This is a genomic window from Gottfriedia sp. S16(2024), assembly GCF_050473765.1.
GTDB lineage: Bacteria > Bacillota > Bacilli > Bacillales > Bacillaceae_G > Gottfriedia.
Genome location: NZ_JBFLUO010000001.1, coordinates 4,055,366 through 4,079,862, shown reverse-complemented (window position 1 = coordinate 4,079,862; position 24,497 = coordinate 4,055,366). Strand labels below are relative to the sequence as shown.

Sequence of the window (24,497 nt, the reverse complement as noted above, 5' to 3'; positions counted from 1 at the left end):
TTATATAAGAACAAATATAACAGCTCTAGCAGCTATTCCACTTAATGCTGCTGATAAACCCATCTTCTTGAACGCAGAAGTTAATCCATCTTCGATTGTACCACTAAAATCTATTACTATATTCAATGTTGACATTACTGCTTGATATTTTAAATATTTCTTAATTAAAGTTTTTGCGTTTGATGTAATAGGTAGTTTGTTGATAGCAGTAGAGATACTCCTATCCCAAGAAACTTGCCCTATTCTTTTTAAAGTCTTTAACATTTGTTGTGCTGCTATTTTTGCAGCTTTTGACTTTGCCCCGTCTGTTGAAGGGGCATTTAAGTAATTTTGAAATTCAGGTAAAGTTAACAATTCTTGATAAATATTATTAAAAATAATATCTTCAGAGATATTGCTTTCTATTAACTCTGATTCAATAAGCTCTATCTCATCTTTTGAAAACTGCGGTAATGACTCTAATGGAATCTGGGTAATAGCTGAATATGAAATCGGACTGGAACCATCATCAAAAACAGCTGTTACACGAACATAATAATCAAGACTCTCAGAATAATTTAGACTACTACTATTAACCTCATTTGCTTTTTTATAAAGTGTTGTTGGATCAATGGGAAAATCAGTTGCTTTCCCATCTCTTCTAAAATTAACTTGACCATTTTCTATTTGTTCAATTGTAGGGAACATACCCTTGTCTTTAGTTGTCCAAGAGGTTTCTTCTGCTGGGAAATCCCAGTAGCTATGGATAGAACCGTTAAATAAAATTACTTGATATTTAATTACATCCTCAACCGGCTCCCAAGAAACGTCTATGTAACCTGTATCAGTGCCATCATCATTAGAAAATGCCTCAACTGTTGGTGCTGGCATTTGGGGATACTTATCATTTACTGCTCTACCTTGAATAATGGGAGGTGCAGGGAAACTAGATTGAGTGTTTACTTTTGCAGTAACAGTAGTTTGTTTAAATAATTTTTCATGTAATACCTCCGCCTTGTAATATTTATTGGATATATAATCCAATGAAATTTTACTATATTAGTAGAGTTAAGTGTTAGTCCTTATTTGAAATACGATATTTCAAATAAGGAAAGTCTTTTTTGTTTAATACATGATAGAATTAAGTGTTGTTGCAGTGCTTTTTGAATATGATTCATGAAAACTCCAAGTAAAAAGGACCTTTCCAGTAATAGACTTATCCTTGTCAAGTAGACACTAAAAAAAAGGTATTTTAAGCAGCCCTAGCCCTGTATTCAATAGGGGTAAGGTTTTTAATTTCTCTTGAAATCTTTTATTTTTGTAATACCATATATATATCGCTTTACCGCATGTTCAACTTGGTTCTGATCATTAAACTGATAGCGGTAAAAACACTCGGTTTAAAAATGACTGAAGAAGCTTACAATGCATGCATTATCCAGATTATCATATGTCTTTCTAATTTTCCCCATAAAAAATTCCCCCTATAGTAGACAGTACAAACACCTTTCTTTTAACTGTCTACTATAAGGGGATAATATCATTGCGGGGAAACCCACCTAATTTAAGTACTTATATAAAATAATTAAGCCAATGTATCAAATTAATTTTCATTAAAGTCTAATGGACGTAAACTTGCTTCGATTTCAGCACGTTTAGGCTCTAAAAATGGAGGTAGTGCTAAACGTTCACCTAGTTTATCAATATTTTCATCAACATCAAATCCAGGGGTATCAGTTGATAATTCGAATAAAATATGATTTGGTTCTCTAAAATAGAGCGCTTTAAAATAGTACCGTTCTACTTTTCCTGAATTCGTAATCCCAAGTGAATTTATTTTGTCGGCCCATTTATTATATTCTTCTTCGTTTGGTACTCTAAAAGCAACATGGTGTACACTTCCTCGTCCAGGTCTAGCTCTCGGTAAGTCTGGTCTTACTTCTAAGTGAACTTCTGCTCCAGCACCACCTAATCCGGTTTCATAAACTTCTATACTTGCAAAATCTCCTGCTGTAGAAGGGTAAGTGCCAACAAGTCTAAAACCTAAAACATCCGTTAAAGTTTTACTAGTAGGAATCGAATCTTTTACAGTTAGAGTCACTGGACCTAAGCCAAGAATTCCATGTTCGGTTGGGATATCTGATTTATTCCAAGGCGTACCCGGTGAAACACCTATTTCTCCATTATCAGCTACTAAAATTAATCTTGTACCTTCATAATCTTGAAAAGCGAGAGTATCTCGATTTGCTCTTTTAAGTATGTCATCATGTGAAATATTAAGTTCTTTAAAGCGATTCTTCCAATAATGTAGTGACTCAGTTGAGGCCACTCTTAAGGAAGTCGAAGATATGATCGAGTGACCCGGGTATGTATTTCCAAGATTAGGGATATCGAAAAATGTAATTTCTGTACCAGGATTTGCTTTTGCATCACCATAAAATAAGTGATAACTGGAAGTGTTATCTTGATTAACAGTTTTCTTAACAAGTCTCATTCCTAAAACCTTCGTGTAAAACTCGTAATTTTTTTCAGCTTTTGTAGTTAGTAGTGAAACATGATGAATTCCCAATAATTCCACTTTCATCACTCCTTTAAAATTATTAATGAAGCAATTAAACTTCATAATTAATATGTACACATTGAAAATGGTTAGAGATTGAGGTAGAGTTTTATGTTAAACTGTTATCTAATAATAAATTATAATATTCTGACAAGTAAAATAGAAAGGGGGAAAATAGTTTGTATTTCGGTTACATATTAATTTTAATATCTGCAATGGCCTTTGGATTAATGCCTATTTTTGCGCTTTATGCTTATGATCAAAATGTAAGTGTTAATACATTATTATTTTTAAGATTTACATTTGCGACAATTATGTTTTTTAGTTACTTAGTGGTTAGTAAAAAATTAGTTAAAATTTCGAAAAAACAATTAGTATTGTTTGTTTTACTAGGTGGAGTATTGTATATGCTTCAATCAAGTTTTTATTTCAGCTCAGTAAAATACATTCCTGCTTCATTAGCAGCATTAATTCTATATTTATATCCCATTTTTGTAGCAATTCTATCATTTTTAGTAAACAAAGAGCAATTAACAAAAAATATAACGATATCAATATTATTATCGTTGATCGGAATAGTACTCGTGTTGGGGGCTCCTGCAGCAAATATAAATCCATTCGGAATCATATTAGCTTTAGCAGCAGCAATCGTTTACTCAATATACATAATTGTTGGTGGGAGAGTTTCGATGCATGTTCCTCCATTAGTAACAAGTGCATATATTTCATTATTTGCAAGCATTTCATTTTTACTAGTTGGCGTATCGACAAGCACGATTCACATTCATTTTAAATTGATTGGTTGGATTTCAATTTTGGGTATTTCAATTATATCAAGTGTTATATCGATGGGTGCATTTTTTGCTGGCGTAAAACGAATAGGACCGACAAAAGGGGCAGTACTAAGTATGGTTGAGCCAGTAGTGACAATCACATTTTCAACCATTCTATTTCATGAAAATATGAGCTTACTTCAAGTGGTAGGTGGGACTATTGTTCTAGGTGGAGCGCTTTTAGTTGTTCTTACTAGTGTGAAAAGAAAGATTGTTGAGAATAAAATGGATTTTTAAATGTTATATGATAAAATGTATCTAGCATATTAGTTTAATAATATTTAAATGTAAAAATAGCTGCTTATGCAGCTATTTCAGTGTGTAGACAAAGTACAAAAAACTTGGGTTTCAGACTGATTGCAAGCGCTTGTCTTTCGAGGCGCGGAGTTACCTTAGACGGTAATGAGCACCGCTCAACAGGCGAAGCAACGAAGAAAGCGAGCGTTTGGCAACAGTCTGAAATGGCTGCTTATGCAGCTATTTTTAATTTGTAAAGGAGTAATAGAATGTTTGAATTAAAATTAAAAAATGGAGAAATAGTAAAAGTTCGTCAAGCAATTGGAACTGATGCTAAATCAATTATAGATTTTTATAACATCGTAGGTGGGGAAACGAACTTTTTATCATTTGGAGGAAACGAGTTCAAAAGAAATGAAGCAGAATACCAGACATTTTTAGAAGATACCTTCAATGAAAAAAATTCAGTTATATTATTAGGTACGATCAATGATCAAATAATAAGTATCGGTTCGATCAATTCCAGTCAAAAGGAACGTACAAAGCATGTTGGTACGCTTGGCATTGTAATTAAAAAAGAATATTGGGGATTAAGTTTAGGGAAGTTATTGATGCAATCATTAATTGATTGGGCTAAACAAAATGATCTAACTAGAAAAATTCAATTAGTTACGAATGAAGATAATCTTAAAGCCATTCAATTGTATAAAAATTTAGGATTTGAAATTGAAGGGGTAATGAAAGAAGATACTTATATAGATGGAAAATACTGTAATACTTTAATGATGGGCTTATTTATTAAATAGAACTGAAAATATCAAGTTTAAATTTCGTGCCAATTGAATCAACTAACCTAGTAGATGGCTTAAATTTTGCAGACAAAGCTCTGTACTTGGCTAAAATGAATGGTAGAAATCAAGTAAACGTATATTTAGTAATTTGGAAATGTCTTATGTTAAAAAAGCCTTGTGATATCTAATCACAAGGCTTTTTTACTATAGTTTTTAGAAGCACGTAAACGATCTAATTCGATGGGTATCGATTCCAAAAAATATCCATCTCCAGCCAATCCATCTCCAACCTGCAACTGAGGTTCTGCCGACGAAAGTAGGAAAGTACCAAAATTGTTCGCCATTATTCAACCATACATAAGTATTTCTAAATCGACAACCAGCGATTGCACCTGGATCTACTGCAAATGCAGTAGCTTGCGACATTTGTGGTGTGAATGAAGGTGGTGGTGCAGTCGGTTGACCTTGAGATTGACCTTGACCTCCGCCACCCGGTTGTCCCGGAAATCCTGGAAATCCACCTGGTTGCCCTGGGAATCCGCCTGGTTGTCCTGGAAATCCTGGAAATGTCCGATATTGAGGGAAAAAGTTCATTTTATCAACTCCTTTTTAGTTTAATCCTTATTAAAGTATGAAAATGTATGTTTTTTGTTTGGGCTGTTAGTTAAATATCCATACAGACTAGGGGTGTTTGCAGTATGGAAATAAGATTATTATTATGTAGGTTTTGAGTATGAACATAAAAAAAAAGAGAAGACTGAGCCACTTCTCTTTTTTTTATGTTCATCGTTAGGGAATTCTACTTATCCTAATCGTTAAAAATGTCTGGTGATTTTTCTGGAACGAAAACATTTTTAGTGAAAAATGCCTATTTTTACTTTATAGGGTAAAAAAATTACTTTTAAAAGTAAAAAATACTTGCTTAATTCTGTAAATTCGAATAAATTAAACTTAAAGGAGGAGAAAGATGGAAAATTTACGCTTGAATGTCGCATTATTACGTCGTAGAGTACCGAATTTGACTACTTCTGCGAAAACTGTTGGACTTCGACCAGCAACTGTTTCAAACTTATGTACTGGAAAAATTCCAATTGGTCGCTCAGAAGTAAGAACACTAGTCGCATTAGCTGCATTAGCAGAATGTACATTGGATGAACTGATCATTAGAGGGGAGAAGATTGAGATGATTGAAACAGGAATAAAAACGCTTGATTTATTTGCTCCATTAGTAAAAGGTGGTACAGTTGGCTTGGTTGCAAGACCAGGCATGGGTCAACTAGTAGTATTAGCAGAAATGTTCTATAAATTAAAGAATGATTCATATTTTACGATTTTATTAAAACCAGAAGGTGAGCATCCAGAAATCGATGATATTTTAGCTGATGTAAATTTAGTATGTCATTCGATTGATGAAGTATATGAAGCAATCGCAAAAGCAGGAAAAAACGTAGAGTTTGCTTTTGCAGCGGATCGTTCAAACGTCATTACCGGTGATATTAACCGTCTCCAACAAAAATTAGCAGATATCGGTATTGAAGATGTAACAACTTTTTTAGTTGATTTAAAAGGAGAAGCGGTTGACGAAGATTTCCCTTACGGACCATTAGAAACATTATGGCAATTTGATGCAGACTTAGCTTTCAGACATAAATATCCTGCAATTAATCCTATTCATTCAACATCTACAGTTTTAGAAGATAATCAACCAGACCAAACCCACAACCAAGTACAAAAAGCAGCTCAGAAATTACTACGTAGATATCGAGAGTTAAGGTCACTAGTAGCAGTACATGGAATTGATTCATTACCTGAAACTGAAAAATTGACATATAAACGTGGTGAATTATTAGAAGCATATTTAACTCAACCATTTTTCGTAGCAGAAGAATTCACAGGTCCAGGGGCATCTGTTAAATTACAAAATACCCTACAAGATGTTCGAAAACTAATCGATGGTGCTTTCGATACGATGGAAGTAGATAAAATGAATTTTATTGGTAGCCTGTAGAAAAGTAAAACATCTGTATAATGAAGAGTGTGACGCTTGGATGTGTCACACTTTTTTTATATTTTACTTAAATATTGTTTTCTTCGAAGATGTTAGTATAAAATTTAAGGATTATTTAAGAATTTAATAATAGGTAATTAATATTTCTGAATTATACTTTCCCACAAACAAATAACTAAAATGTAATAAAGTAATTGTTCATCATTCGCCTGAAAGTTGGAATATATTTTGTCGATTCGAAAACGATTAATCTTATCTAATATTGCTATGATTGTTATTCCAATCATTTCTTTTATCCTTATTGAGATTATGCTCGGTGTGTTTTACTATAAAGTTTTTGAACCTAAATTTAATGGTCATCCACCACATTCATTTTATTTTTTCCGTTTCGGAATCATTGTACCTATTTTTGCAATTACAAATGGGGTGCTATCATATTTTGTTTCAAGAAGCATACTAAGGCCGGTAAAAAATCTATCAAATGCTGCTAAACATATCAGTGAAGGAAATTTAGATTTTGAAGTTAAACCAATAAACAAAGATGAACTTGGTCAATTAGCGATTAGCTTTGAATTAATGAGGAGAAATTTAAAAGAGTCAGCTGAAATACAGAAAAAATACGAAGAAAATCGTAAGGAATTAATTGCGAATATTTCACATGATTTGAAGACACCAATTACATCAATAAAGGGCTATATTGAAGGAATTAAAGATGGCGTAGCGAATACACCTGAAAAAATGGATCGGTATATTGAAACAATTTATCTGAAAACCTTGGATATGGATCAATTGATTAATGAACTATTCCTTTATTCGAAGTTAGATTTAAAACGTGTACCTTTTCATTTTGAAGAAGTAAATATTCATGATTATTTAGTCGATCGTATCGAGGAGTTAAAATTTGATTTAGAACCGATAAATGTAAGTATTACTTATAGTGAGAATGTGAATCGCGAAAATAGTATTGTTCTGATAGACCGGGAACAATTCAAACGTGTAATGACAAATATCATCCAAAATAGTTTGAAATACATGGATAAAGCTGAAAAACGAATTAGCATAAAATTAATAGATGACAAAGAAAACATAACGATAAAATTTCATGATAACGGTAAGGGAATTTCCAGAGAGGCGCTTCCGTTTATTTTTGATCGTTTTTACCGGGCTGATCCATCAAGAAATGTATCAACAGGTGGGTCAGGTTTAGGACTGGCAATTGCAAAAAGAATTATAGAAGAGCACGATGGAGAAGTGTGGGCAGAAAGTCAAATTGGTGAATATACAAACATTTTCCTTTCATTAAATAAGATATCAATAACAAAGGTGACGAAATGAAAAAGGTTTTAATTATTGAAGATGATCAAAGTATCGCATTATTACAAAGAGATTATTTAGAAATAAATGATTTTGAAGTTGAAATAGAATCTAATGGAAAAAGCGGACTTCAAAAAGCTTTATCAAAGGAATATGACTTAATCATACTCGACTTAATGTTGCCAGAATTAAATGGTTTTGAAATATGTAAAAAAATTCGAGAGAGTAAAGACATTCCAATCTTAATTGTTTCAGCTAAAACAGAAGATATTGATAAAATTAGAGGATTTGGTCTAGGGGCAGATGATTATATCATGAAACCATTTAGCCCAAGTGAATTAATCGCTAGAGTCAAAGCTCATCTTTCAAGGTATCAACGTTTAGCAAGTAAAAATCAAATAAATGAAGAAGAACTTCAAGTAAGGGGACTTACGATTCAAAAGGACTCTAGAAAAGTACTTGTTAATGGTGAAGAAAAAATATTCACAGCGAAGGAGTTTAACTTACTTTCCTTTCTTGCTTCAAATCCAAATAAAGTATTTAGTAAAGAATTATTATTTGATCGTATTTGGGGATTTGAAACTGTCGGAGATATTTCTACTGTAACAGTTCATATCCGTAAAATCCGTGAAAAAATAGAAGTTGACCCATCCAACCCAAATTATATTGAGACAATATGGGGAGTGGGATATCGGTTTAAAGATTAAACTCAATCATTAATTAATTTAAGGGTGATCTAGTAAGTTAGTTGTGCTGACTTAATGGATGGCTCTTTTTTATTTAATTGAGTTATTGCATTTTAAAGCCATTAGACAAAAAATAATAAACCATCAAATTAGATGGTTTATCACGGTTTATAATTGAATTTTGTTACATTATTTTAATTTGCTTTGTACTTCCATTAAAACTTTCCCAAGTAGATTTAGCCCTTTCCACTGTTTAGGATTTTCTGCACGTTTATCATTTTCGCCTATACCAATACCCCAAATCTTATCAAAAGGACTAGCTTCAACTAAAATTTTATCACTCGTCGCTAGTAATTCAGATTTTAGTAAGGTGTTAGAAAATTTATCAAATAAAACGTCCCCATAAATTATTTCACGATTTGCTATCCAAACTTTTTCATCGAACGGTATTTCGTTGCTTCTCCCTAAATCTTTACATTGCTTAGGTGTCTGGGCTTTTAGTATTCGATCAGCTATATTATTAGCACCAAATAAATTTGCTTTTCGATACATAATTGCTTGTTCTGACCATTTGAATTCTATTCCTTGATGTTTTTAAAGGGAAGTAATAAAAGTTTGAGTAAATATCATCGTTACCCTAAAAAAACAGAAATTTGTCAGTTATCCTCATATTCATACAAATCCTTTCCTTATCTTGTTGTTTCTGTTAATTAATGTATAAATTGTATCATCTTTATAAGGAACAGGTAAGTTTGATTGAACAAAGAAGCAAAGAAAAGAACCTGGCCGTAAATCAACAAGCAATTAATCGCAGAGATAATTTAAGAATTATTTAAGAAATTGATAATAGTAGATTTATATCTAGCCACTATGATGAAACGTATGAAATTCATAAAAACGGAGGGAATAGAATTGTGGCTAAAAAGAAAATAAATTTAACGAAAAAAAATATATTAGTTAGTGTACATGTTTTAGCAGTATGTGCTTGGTTCGGAGGTACATTAAGTTTAATAATATTAGGATTATATTTGAAAAATGCGCAAAACTCAGAGCAGCTTATTTATACATTATCGAGTATGCATATCATTGATGAAAATTTACTAAAATATCCTGCACTTGCAACTTTAATTACAGGAATTTTACTTTCAATTTGGACTCAGTGGGGATTAGTAAAGTATTATTGGGTTGTTATTAAACTCGTACTAACAGTTTTAATTATTTTGATTGGAATCATTTTGATTAATGATTGGTTCGCGTATTTAGTAAAAACCGCTGAAGGATTAGGGGTAAGTGCACTTAATGAAAATAAATTTGAATCAACTTGGCTTTCAATTATTATAACTGGAATATTTAACTTAAGTTGCTTAGCATTCATGACATTCATTACGTATTTTAAACCTTTTGGTAAAATAAAAAAGAATAAAAAAGTAGCAACACGATAAAAATCATTAAAATTATGGAGTTCTAACTGATAAGAAGTAATACTATTTGAGTATTACTTTTTTTTTATGAAAAAACTTTCATATTTACCAAAAAATTAAACATTCTAATAAATGTGTTTTTATAGATTCAATGATTAAAGTAAACGTTTTATTTAATATGACATTTGTCATCTTTTTCATATGACGCCTGCTACTACCACAGTGAAAATTAACTTATATAATTAGGATAATATAACAATGAAATGTTACAACATTAGGAAGGAACTTCTAAATGTCAAAAGAAAATCAAAAGAGTTTACGAAAGCAAATTATTCCTTATGAAAAATCAAATTTAAAAGCTAGTATTTGGCAAATGATCAATACGTTTATCCCATTTATCTTTTTGTGGTATTTAGCCTATAAAAGTAGTTCTATTTCAGTAGTATTAACGATCTTTATTGATATTGTTGCAGCACTATTCTTAATAAGGATATTTATCATCTTCCATGATTGTTGTCATCAATCATTTTTTAAGAATAAAACAGCAAATAAAGTTCTTGGGACAATTACAGGCGTTGTTACTTTATTCCCATTCAGCCAGTGGAAGCACAGTCATTCAATCCACCATGCGACAAGTGGTAACTTAGATAAGCGCGGAATTGGAGATATGTGGGTTTTAACTGTTGAAGAGTACGTTGCAGCACCGTTCTGGACAAAAGTACAATATCGTCTATACCGTAATCCATTAATCATGTTTGGTTTAGGACCAATTTATATCGTGTTAATTTCAAATCGATTCAATACGAAAAATGCAAAATTAAAAGAAAGATTAAACACTTATTTAACTAATCTTTTAATTGTTGGGGTTTCAGCTTTATTTTGCTACACAATAGGTTGGGAAAAATATTTATTAGTAGAAGGTCCGATCTTTTTCATTTCGGCAGTATTAGGAATTTGGCTGTTCTATGTACAGCATCAATTTGAAGACACTTATTTTGAAGAAGATACGAATTGGGAATATGTAAAAGCAGCGGTTGAAGGAAGCTCTTTTTATAAACTTCCAAAATTATTGCAATGGATAACAGGTAATATTGGATACCACCATGTTCATCATTTAAGTCCAAGGGTACCGAATTATAATTTAGAGTCTGTTCATAATAATACGCTTCCATTACAAAATGTACCAACGATTACACTAAAAACAAGTTTAACATCTTTAAAATTCAAATTATGGGATGAAGAAACAAAGCAATTTGTAGGATTTAAAGATATAAAATCAATCTATAAAGTAAATCGCGAAAGTTCAGACACTGTCTGAACTTTCGATGTATTTTATAAAGAATAACTTTGCTAAAATATGATAAGATTGTTAAAGAAGGTCACAAAATGTTTGAATAATGAGGTAAATTTATGTTTAAAAGATATTTAGGTTTCCTAAAAAGTACAGGAATCTCTCCATATATTTGGACAGTTTTAGGAATTTCGCCATTTTATTTTATTTTTCTTTCTGCACACTCCACTTTAAGAATCATAATAGGAATTTTACTAACAATATCATTTTTTATAATCTATCGATTGGCGTACATATCAAAAGGATGGTCAATTTTTCTATGGTCATCCATATTAATCATCATTTCTACTTCAATGAATATACTTTTTAGTTATGTATATTTTGCTTTTTTTATAGCCTATATGATTGGAAAGAGAAAAAATCGAGTTACATTTTTAACTTTATATATCCTTCATTTAGTTATTACTACAATTTCAATCAACATCACGATTATCCTTCAAGAAGAATTAATCATTAGGCAGCTTCCATTTATTATCATTACTTGGATTAGCGTTATTTTGTTACCATTTAGTCTTTACAGTCGAAATGAAAGAGGGCAATTAGAAGAAAAGCTAGTAGATGCTAATAAACGTATTTCGGATCTTGTAAAACTAGAAGAGCGTCAACGAATTGCTCGTGATTTACATGATACGCTCGGTCAAAAACTTTCACTGATTGGCTTAAAAAGTGATTTAGCTAGAAAGTTAATCACAAAGGATCCAGATCTTGCTCAAAATGAATTAAAAGATGTACAACAAACGGCCAGAACAGCTTTAAATGAGGTTCGAAAAATAGTTTCTCAAATGAGAGGGATTCGAATTAAAGATGAACTAATAAGAATCAAGCAAATTTTGCATGCGGCTGAAATTACAGTCGATTGTAACGATAACTTTCAACTTACAAATGTATCCTTACTGACAGAAAATATTGTGAGTATGTGTTTAAAGGAAGCCGTAACAAATGTTGTAAAACATAGTAATGCCACTTTATGTAGAATATCAATTAAACAAATGAAAAATGAAATATTTTTTTCGGTTATCGATAATGGAGTTGGTTGTAATTTGGAAAAATTCACAACCGGTTATGGGTTAATTGGCATGAAGGAACGACTCGAATTTGTGAATGGAACGTTAGAGGTAAACTGTGAACATGGAATGACTTTAATTATGAAAGTTCCAATCGATGTAAAACAAATTGAAGTGGAGGAACTAGTATGATTAGGATCGTAATTGCTGAAGACCAACGAATGCTATTAGGTGCTCTTGGTTCTTTGCTTAATCTAGAAGATGATATGGAAGTTGTTGGTCAAGCATCAAACGGAGAAGAAGCAGTTAAACTAGTCAAGCAATTACAACCTGACATTTGTATAATGGATATTGAAATGCCTGGTAAAACTGGACTTGAGGCTGCAGAAGAACTAAAGGCTTTCGATTGTAAAGTGATTATTTTAACAACTTTCGCTAGATCTGGATATTTTCAAAGAGCATTAAAAGCTGGTGTAAAAGGATATTTATTAAAGGATAGCCCAAGTGATGAGTTAGCAAGCTCAATAAGAAGTATTATTGCCGGGAAGAGAATCTATGCTCCGGAACTAATGGATGATGTATACGCCGAGGAAAATCCATTAACTGACCGAGAAAAAGAAGTTTTAGAGCTAGTAGCCGATGGTAAGAACACACAAGAAATTGCGGATGAATTGAGTCTAAAAACAGGAACAGTGAGAAATTATATATCTATGATTTTGGACAAATTAGAAGTTAAAAATAGAATCGAAGCTATAAAACAATCAAAAGAAAAAGGTTGGTTTAAGTGAGGTTAATGGCAGGAAGCATGAAAACAAGAAAAGCAGGTAGTGCAAGAGTTGAAAACAAAGTTTTTCAATCCTTTAACACCTAAATCCTGCAATCCTTGTTCACCATTTAGTTTCCCGCTTTTCTTTTTTCTTTTTTTCTAGATTTTGTTTTTCCTTTTCTGGATTTTTGTACTTCTTTAAAAAATTCGTCTAACTCCTGATTGAACTTATCTGTTTCTTCCAAAAACAAAAGATGACTACTATTATAAAATGGAACAAATTTTGAACCTTTTATATTTTTTTGAATAAACTCACCAGCAGCTAATGGAAAAAATCCATGGCTACCAAAACAAATTAATGTTGGAATATCGACATTACAAAGAGTATCCCGATAATCTACAGCAGTTTGATTAAATACTATTGTACTTGCAATCGCTGCAGGTAACTTATTCATTTCTTTTAAAATCCATTTATGTTCTTTTGGATCTGGTTGATCCATATACATACCATATATAAAATCGCTATTAAATTTGTTTTGATCTTCTTGGATAGACTGCATTACATTTTTTAAAATCGTAAAATCAAATGCTCCAAACTCCCAATCTGGCCATATATAATCGGATGCAGATTGATCAACAACTGTTAGCGCCTTAATATTTTTACTGCCAAATTGATTAACATAATCCCACAATACAAAAGCTCCCATTGACCAGCCTACTAAAATTACATCCTTTAAATCTAATTTTTCTATAAAGCATTTTAAATCACGAGCGTACTGTGCTATAGTATGCCCAGATTGAACTTTTGAGGACTTTCCATGTGCTCGTAAGTCTAAAGTAATAACACGATAATTTTTACTAAAATACGGAACTTGTTTATGAAAAAACCTACTACTCATCATAACTCCATGAACAAAAATAACTGTTTGACCTTCTCCGTGATCCTCATAATAGAGCTTTGTATGAGAATCAAGTTCTACATATGCCAATTTAATCGCCCCCATTGGCTTTTAAATGTCTTTCTTTCCTATATTATTTCATCTCATAATAATTCATGACTATTCACAACTTCTTTGAATAAAGCTGTTTAAGAAAAATACCTGACTTAACTTACAATCATAGAATGAAACTGTAGAGGTAAGGATTATCTTGTAAATTCATAATGTTTTTCTATTTAAAATAAAAATGTGGTAAAATTCAGATAAATATAGAAATTATCCAAGCATACAAAAGAAATAAAGAAGACCTATCGTTTATTGAAGGATTGTTAACTGAAGAGATTTCCTGTAATACATAAATCTGACTAAGGTGTGAATTAATGGAAGATGCTGGATTCTATTGGATAGGGTTAATTTTTTGGTTGTTAATTTGTTCTGGATTCATTCTATTAGTTTGGGGTCAATGGAAAAAATCATGGAAAACATTAATAGTGAGCGGAGTTGCATTAATAATACCAACACTATATTTTGGTGGTGCAGAGAGCTGGATTAAATTGGTTGTTTTTCTACCAACGATTCCTTTTGTACTAGCTTATTTCATCAAAAAAACCAATGTATGATTGTTAGTTATTTTCTTAAAAATATACTGTTCTTGAATGAAAAGGAGAGAAATAAATGAATGTGATTGAGGGATTTATTGAAGTAACAGGCGGTAAGGTGTGGTATCAAGTCCATAATAAGAATTCATCTAAAATCCCTGTTATTGTTTTACATGGAGGACCTGGATCATCGCATTATTCCATGCAAGGTCTTCACGTATTAGCTGAAGATCGTCCAGTTATTTTTTATGATCAGTTAGGCTGTGGAAAGTCAGACCGTCCAACAAATACCACTTTATGGAATATTGATCGATTTGTTGAAGAATTAGCACAAATCCGAGAGGCGCTTTCGCTTGATGAGTTTCACATTCTAGGTCACTCATGGGGAACAACACTTGCTGCAGCTTATTATTTATCGAGACCAGTTGGAGTGAAGAGTATAATCTTTTCAAGTCCTTGTTTAAGCGCTCCATTATGGGCTGAGGATCAAGATCGAAATCGAAAACTACTCCCGCTTGATGTCCAAGAAACATTAATAAAATGCGAGGAAAATGGAACAACAGATTCAGAGGAATACAAAAATGCAAACGCTGTATTTAACAACCATTTTGTTTGCAGATTAGACCCATATCCAGAATTCCTAAAAAAAGGTAAACATAACAGAAATCCAGAAGTATACAATATTATGTGGGGACCTTCCGAGTTTCATGTAACAGGAAACTTAAAGGATTTTGACTGCACTTCAAAATTAAAAGACATCCAAGTCCCTACAATGTATACTTGCGGTCGATATGATGAAGCAACACCTAAATCAACAGAATATTTCAGCGAGCTAACACCTAATGGAAAATTCCACGTATTTGAGCAAAGCGCACATATGCCGTACATAGAAGAGCCAGAAGAGTATATACGAGTGGTGGAAAGCTTTTTGAAGGAAGTTGAATAAACTATTAAATTGTGAAGCGCAAGGTTGTTACCTTGCGTTTTTTTTTGATGATGGATTTCGTTGAGGGTTTATGAGGAAGGGAATTAGGGGGGGAATGAGTTTTAGTAACTTATAGGGTGTTCATGAGTAAGTTAAAAAGGAAAAAATAGATTTGTAGTAACTCATAGAGGGTTCATGAGTAAGTTAAAAAGGAAAAAAGAGAGATTTGGTAACTCATAGAGGGTTCATGAGTAAGTTAAAAAGGAAAAAATAGAATTGTAGTAACTCATATGGTGTTCATGAGTAAGTTAAAAAGGAAAAAAGAGAGATTTGGTAACTCATAGAGGGTTCATGAGTAAGTTAAAAAGGAAAAGAGTAAGATTTGGTTACTCTTAGGGGGTCCATGAGTAAGGAATAAAGGAAAAAAGAGAGATTTAGACATACATAAAGGGTTCATGAGTAACTTAAAAAGCAATAATGAAACCATCTTAAATAAAATGGGACCAAATATTATTGGAATTATCTGAAATATTTAGTCCTAATTATGCAAAATATTATATTAAATATATTTTTATTTCGTTGAATACTACCGAATACGTTGTCGTCTCATCCACTGCGTCGCAACCCATTTTTCTCCGCTAATTACAGGGCTACCTGCATGAATCGTTAATTCATTGATTGCTTCATCCTGATAAAAATATTCAAAGTATAAACCAGTACCTTTTTTGGCGGCAAAAGAGTAATTAAGTGTAGGGAAAATCGTTTCGCCGCCTTCTTCTACATCATTTAAATAGAGAATGAGTGTACTAATCCTATTATTATTTGTCCGGTGATTGGAAAAGTAATCAAAATGCGGTTTATACTGCTGTCCTGGCTCGTAATGAAGAACTTGTAATGGTTCTGCATGTTCGATTGGAATATTCATGATCGTTTCGATTCGTTTTTCAATACGTTTGATAAGCTCCGTTTCACTTTCCTCAAAAAACATACCACTACTTGTTCGCATCTCATTTTCTTCACGAGATAACCCAATTTTTGATCGTTTCATGCGCAATTTCGCATGGGTTATTAGCTCGTCACATTCATCATCACTTAAAACATTATCCAGTAAGACAACTAATGGTTCCTCTTGTCGAGTTAGAATCTCAATATCGCGATCAATAGTTTGGATAAACGGACCAGTGTGATTAAAAATGGTTTGTTCAGTTTCCTTTAAATTTCCTACTTCTAACATTTTGTCACATCTCCTTGTATATTCATTAATACAAACCCTAGGAAAAATTGGTGAGATCATTGATTTGAATAAATTTCGTAAAATCATTTTTGTAGAAAAGAAACACCTGAAAATTATATTTTTTAAGTCAAGGCTACAATACCCGAAGACAAAAAATTTGTTTTTAGAATAAATTCCTCATTGTGAAGTCATTTTCCTGCATAAATCAATGCCTATCAGACCAATGTTTAAAGAAAATTTCGAAAATAAATTTTAGAGCATTTAAATAGTGGTAAATCGGGAGTTTTGACGATTTTCATGTGTTGAAAACCCATCGGATGGATAATAAGGAGGAGATGTTTAAGTTAAATAAAACTAGAAATGATATAATTTAATAATATGAAAATATTATCCTATTAAACTTATCTAATGGAGCATGAAAATGAAAAAAATATTATTAATTGGTCTAACGTCATTATTAATACCATTTGGTTGTGAAAATGAAAAAAATCCATCGCTAGATACTTCAAAATTAAAAAAGTTTGAACAACCAGAACTTACAAAAGAACAAAGAAAAATATTACCAATTACTTATGAATCCTCTTCGATCGAAGAAGGTTTAGATGCACTTCCTTTTAAATTGAAGATTCCTAATAATTTACCACTTGAAGTCGATCCTATTAAAACATTATCTATAAATGATATCGATCATAAAGGAAAGAAATTAGATGTACGATATAGTCTTTCTCATATTGATAAGTCGACCCTATTTATAGTAATTGTTACAGTTCATAATTATAAACCTGAACTTGAAATAGAAGAAAATGAATCGAATGAAATAGTTGAATTGAAGGGTGGGGTACGTGGAACTTATACAGGAAATTCTACTGTAGGTGTATCATATAAACTTGATAACAATAAAGAAGATTTTAATACAGAAGAAAATACGCTTGTTTTCAATAAAAAAGGTATTTATTATGAACTTAATTATGTTTCAACTATTGAAAACACTGAAAAGAATAAACAATATATCATTAATATCGCAAATCAAATGTTGTAGATTTAGTAAAGTTAACTAAAATCGGATATTCAGTTTTAATGACTTAAACTTGCATAAATACTAACAGGATAAAGCTAATTAAACATACTATACGGGGGAAATAAATGAATACAATAACAGAAGTGTTTTATTCTCCATTCGAAGTTTTTCAAGCACTCAGTGGACTTCACAATGAATATAACTGGCTAATATCTGATACAGATTTTTATTTTGAAGAATTTAGTGAAACTATTGAGAACTATCGAATAAAAAATAGTGACAATGACATTTTAGAAATATATTGGATACCACATAAAAACATTTCAAAGATTACTGAACATAAATATTTTAGTTTATCTTGGGGTGTATTTTCAGCTTTCCCTAAAAATGAAAAGATTGAACTAAGTAATTTAGAAATCATTCCATTTGCAGATGGTAACCCAAGTTTTTGGGTACCAAATCCGAAAACGCAACATCCAAAGGCTTTATTTGAAATAGTATTTTGGGACTCATCCTATAATTTATTAATTAGTAAAGATGAAAATATTTCGAGAATATTTAGAAATGCATTTGAAGGGTGGAAGGATTTAAACCTTTATAATGAAGAAATTTAACTTAAATATTACTAATAATTTATAGAATATGTTCAAGGGATGCTAATTAGATGGCCAATTTTTTCAAATCAACTTATAAAATAAAAAGGTCAGATAAGTCAAAATTAACTCATCTAACCTTAGTATCTATTTCATTGGATGTAAAGCCTTATATCGATCGACTGCTTTTTCATCAGCAGTTTTTGACATTTTGTAATGATAGATTGCATCTTCCCAATCTCCATACATTGGATTAGGTAATTGGATATACTTTATACCTAGATCTTTTGCAATTTTATCGACATTATCTTTTCGAGTTTTCAGATCAGCTTTATAAAAAATATCTGATAAATCGTTTGAATTATCACCTATTAACATAACAATTTCATGAGTTTTTGCGATCTCTGCTTGTCTTTGTCCTTTTTGAGATGTATCTGTTTTTAAATATAAATGTTTTGAGTCAACATTCGGTAATCCATGTAAATTCAAATTTTTAATTGTATCATCTCGTGTTTTTTCGGGACGATTTGTAAGATAAAAAACATCAACATTCATTTTTTTCGCTGCTAACAAGAAATCTTTTGCACCAGGGATTAAATCAGCTTTTGCCATATGGATCCATTCATCCCAGCCTTGTGGGTAGGAAGTATTATTTTTAATTGACCAAGCTGTATCTGGGGAATTATCTAGAATAGTTTCATCAATGTCTAAAACAACTGCGGCTGGTTTTGCTTTATTATTTAATTTATCACTTGCTTTCTTTTTTACCATTGTTTCGGCAAGTTCTTCTTTTGCCTGATTATAAATTTGAATTTGCAAAGCCTTGTTTTCCGCAGAGGATTGAAACCAATTAGTAGACATAACATTATGTTCTTGTGTGCTTCTTGCAAATTCAGCTTTACTAAAACCAATGCCAGCTAAGGAACCAAAAGCAAATGCAAATAAGATAGAGAGAATAATAACAATTTTTTTCATAATATTTTCCTTTCATATTTATTAAATGTACTAGCTAAATAAAAATTAGTTAGTAAATATGAAAAATTGCTTTTCAAGGTTGTTATTACCTAAAGACTAAAAAATATTCGCATTCGATTAAAAATTTCATTTACCGAAATATCGGAAATTTCTGAAATTAGTAAAGAAAGTGATATGATATAAGAGATTAAAATTTAGGGGCAAAGGGAGGCTATCGATGACTATTCAATTAAAAATCGTTACGAGAGAAAATTGGGAAGAAGCTATTAAACTTGAAGTAGATAAAGAACAATTGCATTTTGTTCCTTCTGTTGCAGTATCCATTGCAAAAGTATATATAAAACCAGATGGCGAAAATGTGGAATATATCCCATTTGCAATTTATGATGATCAGACAATGGTCGGATTTATAATGCATGCTTTTGAAGAACATACGACAAATAGTTATTGGATCAATGGGTTTTTAATTGATAAACGGTTTCAAGGTCAAGGTTATGGTAAATTAGCATTTGCTGAAATGATAAAATGGATTACAAATAAATTTCAGCAATGCAATGAGATTCGATTAACAGTTCATAAAGATAATAAATTAGCTATGAATTTATACAAGCAATCCGAATTTAATCCGACTGGTAACTACTTTGGAGAAGAAGAAGTTTGGTATTATATCGTTAAGAGATAACTGAATTTTATGTATTATTAAAGTATGAATAATATGTGAACAATTTTTAAGATGATAGGAATTAGTACCTATATTCAAGAAATAGTAGGGTATGTCAAAAAGTAGGGGTTTAAACGCTATGGAGAAATGGGAACGAAAACTAATTAATACAAAACGAGGTACGTTTGAAGTATTTTGTAAAGGTGAAGGAGATCCTTTATGTGTCACACATAATTACTCTGAGTTTAATGATACAGGAGATTATTTTGCAAATTCATTTACTAAATTATTTAAAGTATATTTAATAAACTTAAGAGAAACGGGTAATTCTGAAAAAGCACATTTTCCATATGAATTGAGTATGTTAGAAACAATTTTTGATTTAGAAGAAATTAGGAAAACATTTGGTTATTCATCCTGGAATTTTGCTGGTCATTCTACCGGTGGAATGCTTGGAATTATTTATGGGATCTATTTTTCAAATTCTTTAAATCATAATATTATTGTTGGGGCTGCAGCGAGAGACTATTCAACATTTTCAAAAGACTGTATTTATAACAGAGCTCATCCACAATTTAATAACATGCAAGAATTAATTGAAAAACTAAAAGGTACTGCATTGTCTAATGAAGAAAGAGAAGCTCTATCAATTGAGCGGACAAAGTTATCTTTACATAAGCCTGAACGTTATCATGAATATTTTAATTTACCTATCTCTAAAAAAATGTCAGCAATTCGACTAAATTATTTTAATAGGGAATATCAAATTTACGATGTAACAAAAAAGTTAGCATTAATAAGCTGTCCAACTTTAATCATTTGTGGCAAACATGATGTACAATGCCCAATCGAATATTCAGAAGAAATGGCTGAAGGAATTGAAAATTCAAAATTAGTCATTTTAAATGAAAGTAACCATTATCCATTTTTAGAAGAGAAGGAATTGTTTTATAAGGAAGTAAAACAATTTACGAATAAAACCCTTGTTTAATGATTTTTAATATAAATTATTAATATTTGTATTTAAAAATCATTAACTTCATATTTAAGGAGAATACAAAATGAATTTACCAATCCTTTTCGCTATTATTGCGTTATTTCTATCATTTGTCTGTGGTGCTGGGTTTAGCCCATTGTTAATAACAAATGTTTTATTAGCCTTAATCGCAGGTATATTATATGAACGAAGAGAAGAAAAACAAGTTAATGAATAATTTACAAAAGCTGGAGGACTAAAGTTGTTAACAATTTATTTAACAAGACATGGTGAAACGGTGTGGAATATCGAAAATCGATTACAAGGCTCAAAAGATTCCGAACTTACTGCTAGTGGGATTAGCGATGCTAAATTATTAAGTGAAAAATTAGCAAAAGTGAGTTTTAGTAAAATATATACTAGTTCGAGTAAACGTGCAGTAACAACTGCAAATATTTTAAAAAACAATCCCGCCATTCCAATTATTGAAGAAGATGATTTAAAAGAGATTAATTTTGGTGATTGGGAAGGGAAAACGAAACAAGAAATTGATGAGGGCTTTGAAAATGAATTCGAATCGCTTTGGAAAACACCACATTTATACGATCATAGTCCACATCAAGGTGAGAGTTTACTAGACTTAAGAGAAAGAGTAGGTAATGTAATCCAAAATATTTTAAATTCAAATGAAGAAGGAAATATATTAATTGTTACACATGCAGTTGTATTGGCAACAATTGTAGCTCATTTAAAGCAATCTCCAAATGAAAAATTATGGGATTTACCATATGTCCATGGAACAAGTTTAACAATTATTAATTTTGAAGAAGATAAAGAGTTGGAATTCAAAGTACTTTGCGATACAACTCATTTAGATCGTATTTAATGTTTTTACTAAAATATGATAGCCTACCTAATTTAAAATAGGTAGGCCATTTTACTGATCAAATTGATTGTAAAGATTTTTCATTTTTATTGAATTTGTTAACTTCTTGATCAATCACCTTAATTAATAGGATTGTAACTAATACAAAAACAACGTCAATATAATAGATTAATATGTTTAAATAAGTTTCCTGTAGCATAATGCCAAGCATTGCTCCCATCATTCCACCCATAATTCCCGCAGTTATTCCTTCTAATATAGCCATTAATGATAAAGGTTTACCTGTTAAGTATCCTATTAATATGCCTACAGTCATTGAAATAATTGTAGGAATCGCTAAATCTGTATTCCGAAATAAAATACCAAAGATAGTACCCACAGTGACACTTGTCATCATTGAATTTGTCATACTGATCATTTTTCCGACTGTACAAGAAAGTTTTTCTTTTTTTCTATTTGCGATTAGGATGACATATGATGAAAGTAGAACAGTTAATACAATGCTAGCCCATTCTAAAAACATTAAGTTAAACTCCTCCCTATGTTGGAACCATTGATGTTGAGTTATAACGTTCAATTATATGTTTAATAATCTAGCATGTATGAATGAGATAAGAATAAATTTATTTTTATTTATGTTTTATCATTTATATCACAAATTTAATGTAACCTTTTTTAGTAAAGTTAGGGTGAGGATTTATCTGAATAGGAGTGATGTTATTGAAGAAATTACGATACATATTCATAACCATGTTATGTATTTTACTAGTTTGTTCTGGCTGTGGAAAGAAGGCTGAATTTAAATCGAGCCCTTTTTTAGATCAAATTCAATTATCAATTAACGAAAAAAAATTAACAAATAAAGACCAGACTCATGTGTATCAAGTTAATTTAGTAAATTCAGATGGAAAAGAAGTCGATGTGGATTCGGTTAATTTTAAAATGGAAATGAAAAGTATGAATCATCATGTTGAAGCGAGTATGAAGAAAATAAATACAGGTATATATGAAGTGAGCTTAGAACTCCCAATGGAAGGTACTTGGAGTAAACAAATTACTTTAAAAAAGGGTAAAAATGAACGTAAAGTATCAATTAGATAAAGATGAATAAGAAAAAAGATAGTAAATTTAGTAAACTAGACTATTTTTACTATCTTTTTCATGCCATACAATTAATTGGTTTTTCATCTAGGTCAGTTTTGTTTATCTACTTCAGTTATTAAATAATTAATCTACAACAATATAACCAATCATTGGTGCTCCATCATGTGAATGAGTATCACAAATTAATCGGTATGTACCTTCTTTTTTAAAGAATAAAGGTACTTCAGTAGTTTTACCTTTGGCCACTACACCCGAGATATTCGTTCCTTCGATATGAAAACTATGTTCTTTCCCGTTTATTCCATGAATTTTTAAATTTACTTTTTGGTTTTTTTCAATAACGATCGTACCTGGATCCCATCTATAGGCTTCAATTTCCGTTCCATCATCTAACTTTGTACTAAATTCTGCTGTAATCATATCGATGTCTATTGTTTTTACGTGTTGCTGCTCTACTGCAGTTTGAACTGAATTTGGTGTTAAGTAATACCAACCACTTAATCCAATAACAACAAGGAGAAAGCAAATTAATAACCATTTTTTCTTAATAAAAATAAAGTGCATAAGACACCTCCAAAATTAATTTCATATTATAAAATATGCTTATCCTATTAATAACTTGTCTACTAATTCAACTTTCACTAGTTACATAATTATTTCTTTTATTCATAATGTATAGAAGGGAATAATTACTAAATTTAGATTATTCAAGACTGATAATCTACCATATAATGGAAAAGTAGTAATTTTTTGGAGGGGATCTGATGTTTAAAAAAGTACTAGCTAGACTAGGAATTGGAGCAGCTTCGGTAGATACAATTATTCATACTAAAGATTTATATCCAGGAAAAATTGTTGAAGGTGTAGTTGAAATTAAGGGTGGTTCAGTTGCACAAGAAATTAATCATATTGGGCTTAAATTGAAGTCTTATGCTAAAAAGAAAAGTGGAGACGATGAAGTAAACGTTAAAATCCAATTACATGAAGAACGTGTATCCGGCAAAATGAAAATTGAAGCAAATGAACAAAAAGTAATTCCTTTTTCGTTCCAATTGCCATTTTACACACCGATTACAATAAGACATGGCCAGGTTTGGATTGAGACTGATTTAGATATCGATTTAAGTATAGACCCAACAGATACTGATTTTTTAAAGGTTCATGCACATGAAGAATTAGCAAACTTTGTAGAAGCATTTAAAATTCTTGGTTTCCGTTTACGCCAAGTTGAGGTAGAAGCTCAAAATGGTCGATTCTATCAAGAGTGGGAGTTTGTCCCAAGCTCTAAAAGAGAATGGCGATTTGATGAAATTGAATGTATGATTGAACCGAATAAAGATGGTTTGTTTATGGTGGTAGCAGTCGATAAAGCTGGTTCCCATCGTGGTTTAAGCGGTTTACTACAAGAATCATTAGGACTAGATGAAAAGAAAACATCACTTAGCTTTAAAAATGAGCAACTTAAAGATGCGCAATCAATTGCAAATTCGGTTAGAGCGTTTTTACAACAATATAATTGATAAAATGTAAGTGAGAGTTCTTGTCTCTTCCTATTTAAATTTTACACTATCCGAAATTCTCATCCTTTAGACTGAATTTAATTGTAATTTTTAATAAAAACTATCCGTAAAAGAATAT

The 24,497-nt window shown here is 31.2% G+C and carries 28 protein-coding genes; 19 read left to right on the top strand and 9 right to left on the bottom strand.

Annotated features, from left to right (window positions below; all coding sequences use genetic code 11):
* Both AB1282_RS19310 and AB1282_RS19305 read right to left on the bottom strand, forming a co-directional pair.
* Complete coding sequence (locus AB1282_RS19310; protein WP_429899935.1) at nt 1-1,023, bottom strand: hypothetical protein; 1,023 nt, start codon at nt 1,021-1,023, stop codon at nt 1-3.
* A gap of 559 nt (nt 1,024-1,582) precedes the next feature.
* A complete protein-coding gene (locus tag AB1282_RS19305) occupies nt 1,583-2,557 on the bottom strand; it encodes a ring-cleaving dioxygenase (protein ID WP_056466104.1) in 975 nt (324 codons plus the stop codon).
* A gap of 161 nt (nt 2,558-2,718) precedes the next feature.
* Between AB1282_RS19305 and AB1282_RS19300 the strand changes: the two genes are divergently transcribed.
* Together AB1282_RS19300 and AB1282_RS19295 are read left to right on the top strand one after the other, a co-directional pair.
* Nucleotides 2,719-3,609 (top strand): DMT family transporter, encoded by an 891-nt coding sequence (locus AB1282_RS19300; RefSeq protein ID WP_429899933.1) that lies wholly within the window; start codon nt 2,719-2,721, stop codon nt 3,607-3,609.
* A 269-nt stretch (nt 3,610-3,878) separates the two neighbouring features.
* On the top strand, nt 3,879-4,415 hold the full coding sequence (locus AB1282_RS19295) for a GNAT family N-acetyltransferase (RefSeq protein ID WP_390313157.1): 537 nt from the start codon (nt 3,879-3,881) through the stop codon (nt 4,413-4,415).
* A gap of 198 nt (nt 4,416-4,613) precedes the next feature.
* Here the strand turns inward: AB1282_RS19295 and AB1282_RS19290 are convergent, their stop codons facing one another.
* The gene (locus tag AB1282_RS19290) at nt 4,614-4,994 is read right to left on the bottom strand and encodes a hypothetical protein (RefSeq protein WP_056466093.1); all 381 of its coding nucleotides are present in this window, start codon (nt 4,992-4,994) and stop codon (nt 4,614-4,616) included.
* Nucleotides 4,995-5,367: 373 nt separating this feature from the next.
* Here AB1282_RS19290 and AB1282_RS19285 point away from each other — a divergent pair, with 373 nt between their 5' ends.
* The 3 genes from AB1282_RS19285 (at nt 5,368) to AB1282_RS19275 (ending at nt 8,429) form a co-directional block, all read left to right on the top strand.
* Nucleotides 5,368-6,408 carry an ATP synthase subunit B gene (locus tag AB1282_RS19285; protein ID WP_056466092.1) on the top strand — a complete coding sequence of 347 codons (1,041 nt, stop codon included), beginning with the start codon at nt 5,368-5,370 and terminating at the stop codon, nt 6,406-6,408.
* A 228-nt stretch (nt 6,409-6,636) separates the two neighbouring features.
* On the top strand, nt 6,637-7,743 hold the full coding sequence (locus AB1282_RS19280; protein ID WP_390313156.1) for a sensor histidine kinase: 1,107 nt from the start codon (nt 6,637-6,639) through the stop codon (nt 7,741-7,743).
* Entirely contained in the window at nt 7,740-8,429 is a 690-nt protein-coding gene (locus AB1282_RS19275; RefSeq protein ID WP_429899930.1) for a response regulator transcription factor, read from the top strand. Before AB1282_RS19280 ends, AB1282_RS19275 begins: the two co-directional genes overlap by 4 nt.
* A gap of 168 nt (nt 8,430-8,597) precedes the next feature.
* Here AB1282_RS19275 and AB1282_RS19270 read toward each other — a convergent pair whose 3' ends face one another.
* Nucleotides 8,598-8,990 (bottom strand): NADAR family protein, encoded by a 393-nt coding sequence (locus AB1282_RS19270; protein ID WP_429901183.1) that lies wholly within the window; start codon nt 8,988-8,990, stop codon nt 8,598-8,600.
* A 332-nt stretch (nt 8,991-9,322) separates the two neighbouring features.
* On the opposite strand from AB1282_RS19270, the gene AB1282_RS19265 reads away from it, so the two are divergent.
* From AB1282_RS19265 to AB1282_RS19250, 4 genes are all read left to right on the top strand, one after another.
* Nucleotides 9,323-9,850 carry a hypothetical protein gene (locus AB1282_RS19265; protein WP_056466083.1) on the top strand — a complete coding sequence of 176 codons (528 nt, stop codon included), beginning with the start codon at nt 9,323-9,325 and terminating at the stop codon, nt 9,848-9,850.
* 271 nt (nt 9,851-10,121) lie between these two features.
* Entirely contained in the window at nt 10,122-11,147 is a 1,026-nt protein-coding gene (locus AB1282_RS19260; RefSeq protein ID WP_056466082.1) for a fatty acid desaturase, read from the top strand.
* 92 nt (nt 11,148-11,239) lie between these two features.
* Entirely contained in the window at nt 11,240-12,376 is a 1,137-nt protein-coding gene (locus AB1282_RS19255; RefSeq protein ID WP_429899927.1) for a sensor histidine kinase, read from the top strand.
* A complete protein-coding gene (locus AB1282_RS19250) occupies nt 12,373-12,972 on the top strand; it encodes a response regulator transcription factor (protein ID WP_056466079.1) in 600 nt (199 codons plus the stop codon). Before AB1282_RS19255 ends, AB1282_RS19250 begins: the two co-directional genes overlap by 4 nt.
* A 106-nt stretch (nt 12,973-13,078) precedes the next feature.
* On the opposite strand, the gene AB1282_RS19245 is transcribed toward AB1282_RS19250, so the two are convergent.
* Nucleotides 13,079-13,939 (bottom strand): alpha/beta fold hydrolase, encoded by an 861-nt coding sequence (locus AB1282_RS19245; protein ID WP_429899925.1) that lies wholly within the window; start codon nt 13,937-13,939, stop codon nt 13,079-13,081.
* A gap of 329 nt (nt 13,940-14,268) precedes the next feature.
* Here AB1282_RS19245 and AB1282_RS19240 point away from each other — a divergent pair, with 329 nt between their 5' ends.
* Both AB1282_RS19240 and AB1282_RS19235 read left to right on the top strand, forming a co-directional pair.
* Entirely contained in the window at nt 14,269-14,508 is a 240-nt protein-coding gene (locus tag AB1282_RS19240; protein WP_429899923.1) for a hypothetical protein, read from the top strand.
* Between the two features lie 55 nt (nt 14,509-14,563).
* On the top strand, nt 14,564-15,433 hold the full coding sequence (locus AB1282_RS19235) for a proline iminopeptidase-family hydrolase (RefSeq protein ID WP_429899922.1): 870 nt from the start codon (nt 14,564-14,566) through the stop codon (nt 15,431-15,433).
* A 565-nt stretch (nt 15,434-15,998) separates the two neighbouring features.
* Here AB1282_RS19235 and AB1282_RS19230 read toward each other — a convergent pair.
* On the bottom strand, nt 15,999-16,706 hold the full coding sequence (locus AB1282_RS19230; RefSeq protein ID WP_390313147.1) for a 2OG-Fe(II) oxygenase: 708 nt from the start codon (nt 16,704-16,706) through the stop codon (nt 15,999-16,001).
* Between the two features lie 361 nt (nt 16,707-17,067).
* On the opposite strand from AB1282_RS19230, the gene AB1282_RS19225 reads away from it, so the two are divergent.
* Nucleotides 17,068-17,685, top strand: coding sequence for a hypothetical protein (locus tag AB1282_RS19225; RefSeq protein ID WP_429899921.1), 618 nt, complete (start codon nt 17,068-17,070; stop codon nt 17,683-17,685).
* 104 nt (nt 17,686-17,789) lie between these two features.
* Nucleotides 17,790-18,278: a hypothetical protein gene (locus AB1282_RS19220; RefSeq protein WP_056466053.1), complete on the top strand. Its 489-nt coding sequence runs from the start codon at nt 17,790-17,792 to the stop codon at nt 18,276-18,278.
* 126 nt (nt 18,279-18,404) lie between these two features.
* Here AB1282_RS19220 and AB1282_RS19215 read toward each other — a convergent pair whose 3' ends face one another.
* On the bottom strand, nt 18,405-19,232 hold the full coding sequence (locus tag AB1282_RS19215; RefSeq protein WP_429899919.1) for a 5'-nucleotidase, lipoprotein e(P4) family: 828 nt from the start codon (nt 19,230-19,232) through the stop codon (nt 18,405-18,407).
* 217 nt (nt 19,233-19,449) lie between these two features.
* On the opposite strand from AB1282_RS19215, the gene AB1282_RS19210 reads away from it, so the two are divergent.
* The 4 genes from AB1282_RS19210 to AB1282_RS19195 all read left to right on the top strand — a co-directional run bounded on the left by AB1282_RS19210 (nt 19,450) and on the right by AB1282_RS19195 (nt 21,755).
* On the top strand, nt 19,450-19,914 hold the full coding sequence (locus tag AB1282_RS19210; protein ID WP_429899917.1) for a GNAT family N-acetyltransferase: 465 nt from the start codon (nt 19,450-19,452) through the stop codon (nt 19,912-19,914).
* 118 nt (nt 19,915-20,032) lie between these two features.
* Nucleotides 20,033-20,884 (top strand): alpha/beta fold hydrolase, encoded by an 852-nt coding sequence (locus tag AB1282_RS19205; protein ID WP_429899915.1) that lies wholly within the window; start codon nt 20,033-20,035, stop codon nt 20,882-20,884.
* A 70-nt stretch (nt 20,885-20,954) separates the two neighbouring features.
* On the top strand, nt 20,955-21,107 hold the full coding sequence (locus tag AB1282_RS19200; RefSeq protein WP_156339590.1) for a hypothetical protein: 153 nt from the start codon (nt 20,955-20,957) through the stop codon (nt 21,105-21,107).
* Between the two features lie 24 nt (nt 21,108-21,131).
* A complete protein-coding gene (locus tag AB1282_RS19195) occupies nt 21,132-21,755 on the top strand; it encodes a histidine phosphatase family protein (protein WP_056466046.1) in 624 nt (207 codons plus the stop codon).
* 58 nt (nt 21,756-21,813) lie between these two features.
* Here AB1282_RS19195 and AB1282_RS19190 read toward each other — a convergent pair whose 3' ends face one another.
* On the bottom strand, nt 21,814-22,278 hold the full coding sequence (locus AB1282_RS19190; protein ID WP_429899913.1) for a hypothetical protein: 465 nt from the start codon (nt 22,276-22,278) through the stop codon (nt 21,814-21,816).
* 197 nt (nt 22,279-22,475) lie between these two features.
* Here AB1282_RS19190 and AB1282_RS19185 point away from each other — a divergent pair, with 197 nt between their 5' ends.
* A complete protein-coding gene (locus AB1282_RS19185) occupies nt 22,476-22,856 on the top strand; it encodes a FixH family protein (protein WP_056466034.1) in 381 nt (126 codons plus the stop codon).
* A gap of 126 nt (nt 22,857-22,982) precedes the next feature.
* Here the strand turns inward: AB1282_RS19185 and AB1282_RS19180 are convergent, their stop codons facing one another.
* Complete coding sequence (locus AB1282_RS19180) at nt 22,983-23,423, bottom strand: cupredoxin domain-containing protein (protein WP_429899911.1); 441 nt, start codon at nt 23,421-23,423, stop codon at nt 22,983-22,985.
* 200 nt (nt 23,424-23,623) lie between these two features.
* On the opposite strand from AB1282_RS19180, the gene AB1282_RS19175 reads away from it, so the two are divergent.
* The gene (locus AB1282_RS19175; RefSeq protein ID WP_429899909.1) at nt 23,624-24,379 is read left to right on the top strand and encodes a sporulation protein; all 756 of its coding nucleotides are present in this window, start codon (nt 23,624-23,626) and stop codon (nt 24,377-24,379) included.
* Nucleotides 24,380-24,497: the final 118 nt, after the last annotated feature.

Excerpts from the sequence above, each read along its gene's own strand:
- AB1282_RS19255 (WP_429899927.1), top strand. The coding sequence starts at position 11,240 with ATGTTTAAAAGATATTTAGGTTTCCTAAAAAGTACAGGAATCTCTCCA.
- AB1282_RS19175 (WP_429899909.1), top strand. The coding sequence starts at position 23,624 with ATGTTTAAAAAAGTACTAGCTAGACTAGGAATTGGAGCAGCTTCGGTA.
- AB1282_RS19260 (WP_056466082.1), top strand. The coding sequence starts at position 10,122 with ATGTCAAAAGAAAATCAAAAGAGTTTACGAAAGCAAATTATTCCTTAT.
- AB1282_RS19200 (WP_156339590.1), top strand. The coding sequence starts at position 20,955 with ATGAATTTACCAATCCTTTTCGCTATTATTGCGTTATTTCTATCATTT.
- AB1282_RS19285 (WP_056466092.1), top strand. The coding sequence starts at position 5,368 with ATGGAAAATTTACGCTTGAATGTCGCATTATTACGTCGTAGAGTACCG.
- AB1282_RS19210 (WP_429899917.1), top strand. The coding sequence starts at position 19,450 with ATGACTATTCAATTAAAAATCGTTACGAGAGAAAATTGGGAAGAAGCT.
- AB1282_RS19190 (WP_429899913.1), bottom strand. The coding sequence starts at position 22,278 with ATGTTTTTAGAATGGGCTAGCATTGTATTAACTGTTCTACTTTCATCA.
- AB1282_RS19215 (WP_429899919.1), bottom strand. The coding sequence starts at position 19,232 with ATGAAAAAAATTGTTATTATTCTCTCTATCTTATTTGCATTTGCTTTT.
- AB1282_RS19235 (WP_429899922.1), top strand. The coding sequence starts at position 14,564 with ATGAATGTGATTGAGGGATTTATTGAAGTAACAGGCGGTAAGGTGTGG.
- AB1282_RS19250 (WP_056466079.1), top strand. The coding sequence starts at position 12,373 with ATGATTAGGATCGTAATTGCTGAAGACCAACGAATGCTATTAGGTGCT.
- AB1282_RS19230 (WP_390313147.1), bottom strand. The coding sequence starts at position 16,706 with ATGATCTCACCAATTTTTCCTAGGGTTTGTATTAATGAATATACAAGG.
- AB1282_RS19240 (WP_429899923.1), top strand. The coding sequence starts at position 14,269 with ATGGAAGATGCTGGATTCTATTGGATAGGGTTAATTTTTTGGTTGTTA.
- AB1282_RS19220 (WP_056466053.1), top strand. The coding sequence starts at position 17,790 with ATGAATACAATAACAGAAGTGTTTTATTCTCCATTCGAAGTTTTTCAA.
- AB1282_RS19295 (WP_390313157.1), top strand. The coding sequence starts at position 3,879 with ATGTTTGAATTAAAATTAAAAAATGGAGAAATAGTAAAAGTTCGTCAA.
- AB1282_RS19225 (WP_429899921.1), top strand. The coding sequence starts at position 17,068 with ATGAAAAAAATATTATTAATTGGTCTAACGTCATTATTAATACCATTT.
- AB1282_RS19290 (WP_056466093.1), bottom strand. The coding sequence starts at position 4,994 with ATGAACTTTTTCCCTCAATATCGGACATTTCCAGGATTTCCAGGACAA.
- AB1282_RS19180 (WP_429899911.1), bottom strand. The coding sequence starts at position 23,423 with ATGCACTTTATTTTTATTAAGAAAAAATGGTTATTAATTTGCTTTCTC.
- AB1282_RS19205 (WP_429899915.1), top strand. The coding sequence starts at position 20,033 with ATGGAGAAATGGGAACGAAAACTAATTAATACAAAACGAGGTACGTTT.
- AB1282_RS19275 (WP_429899930.1), top strand. The coding sequence starts at position 7,740 with ATGAAAAAGGTTTTAATTATTGAAGATGATCAAAGTATCGCATTATTA.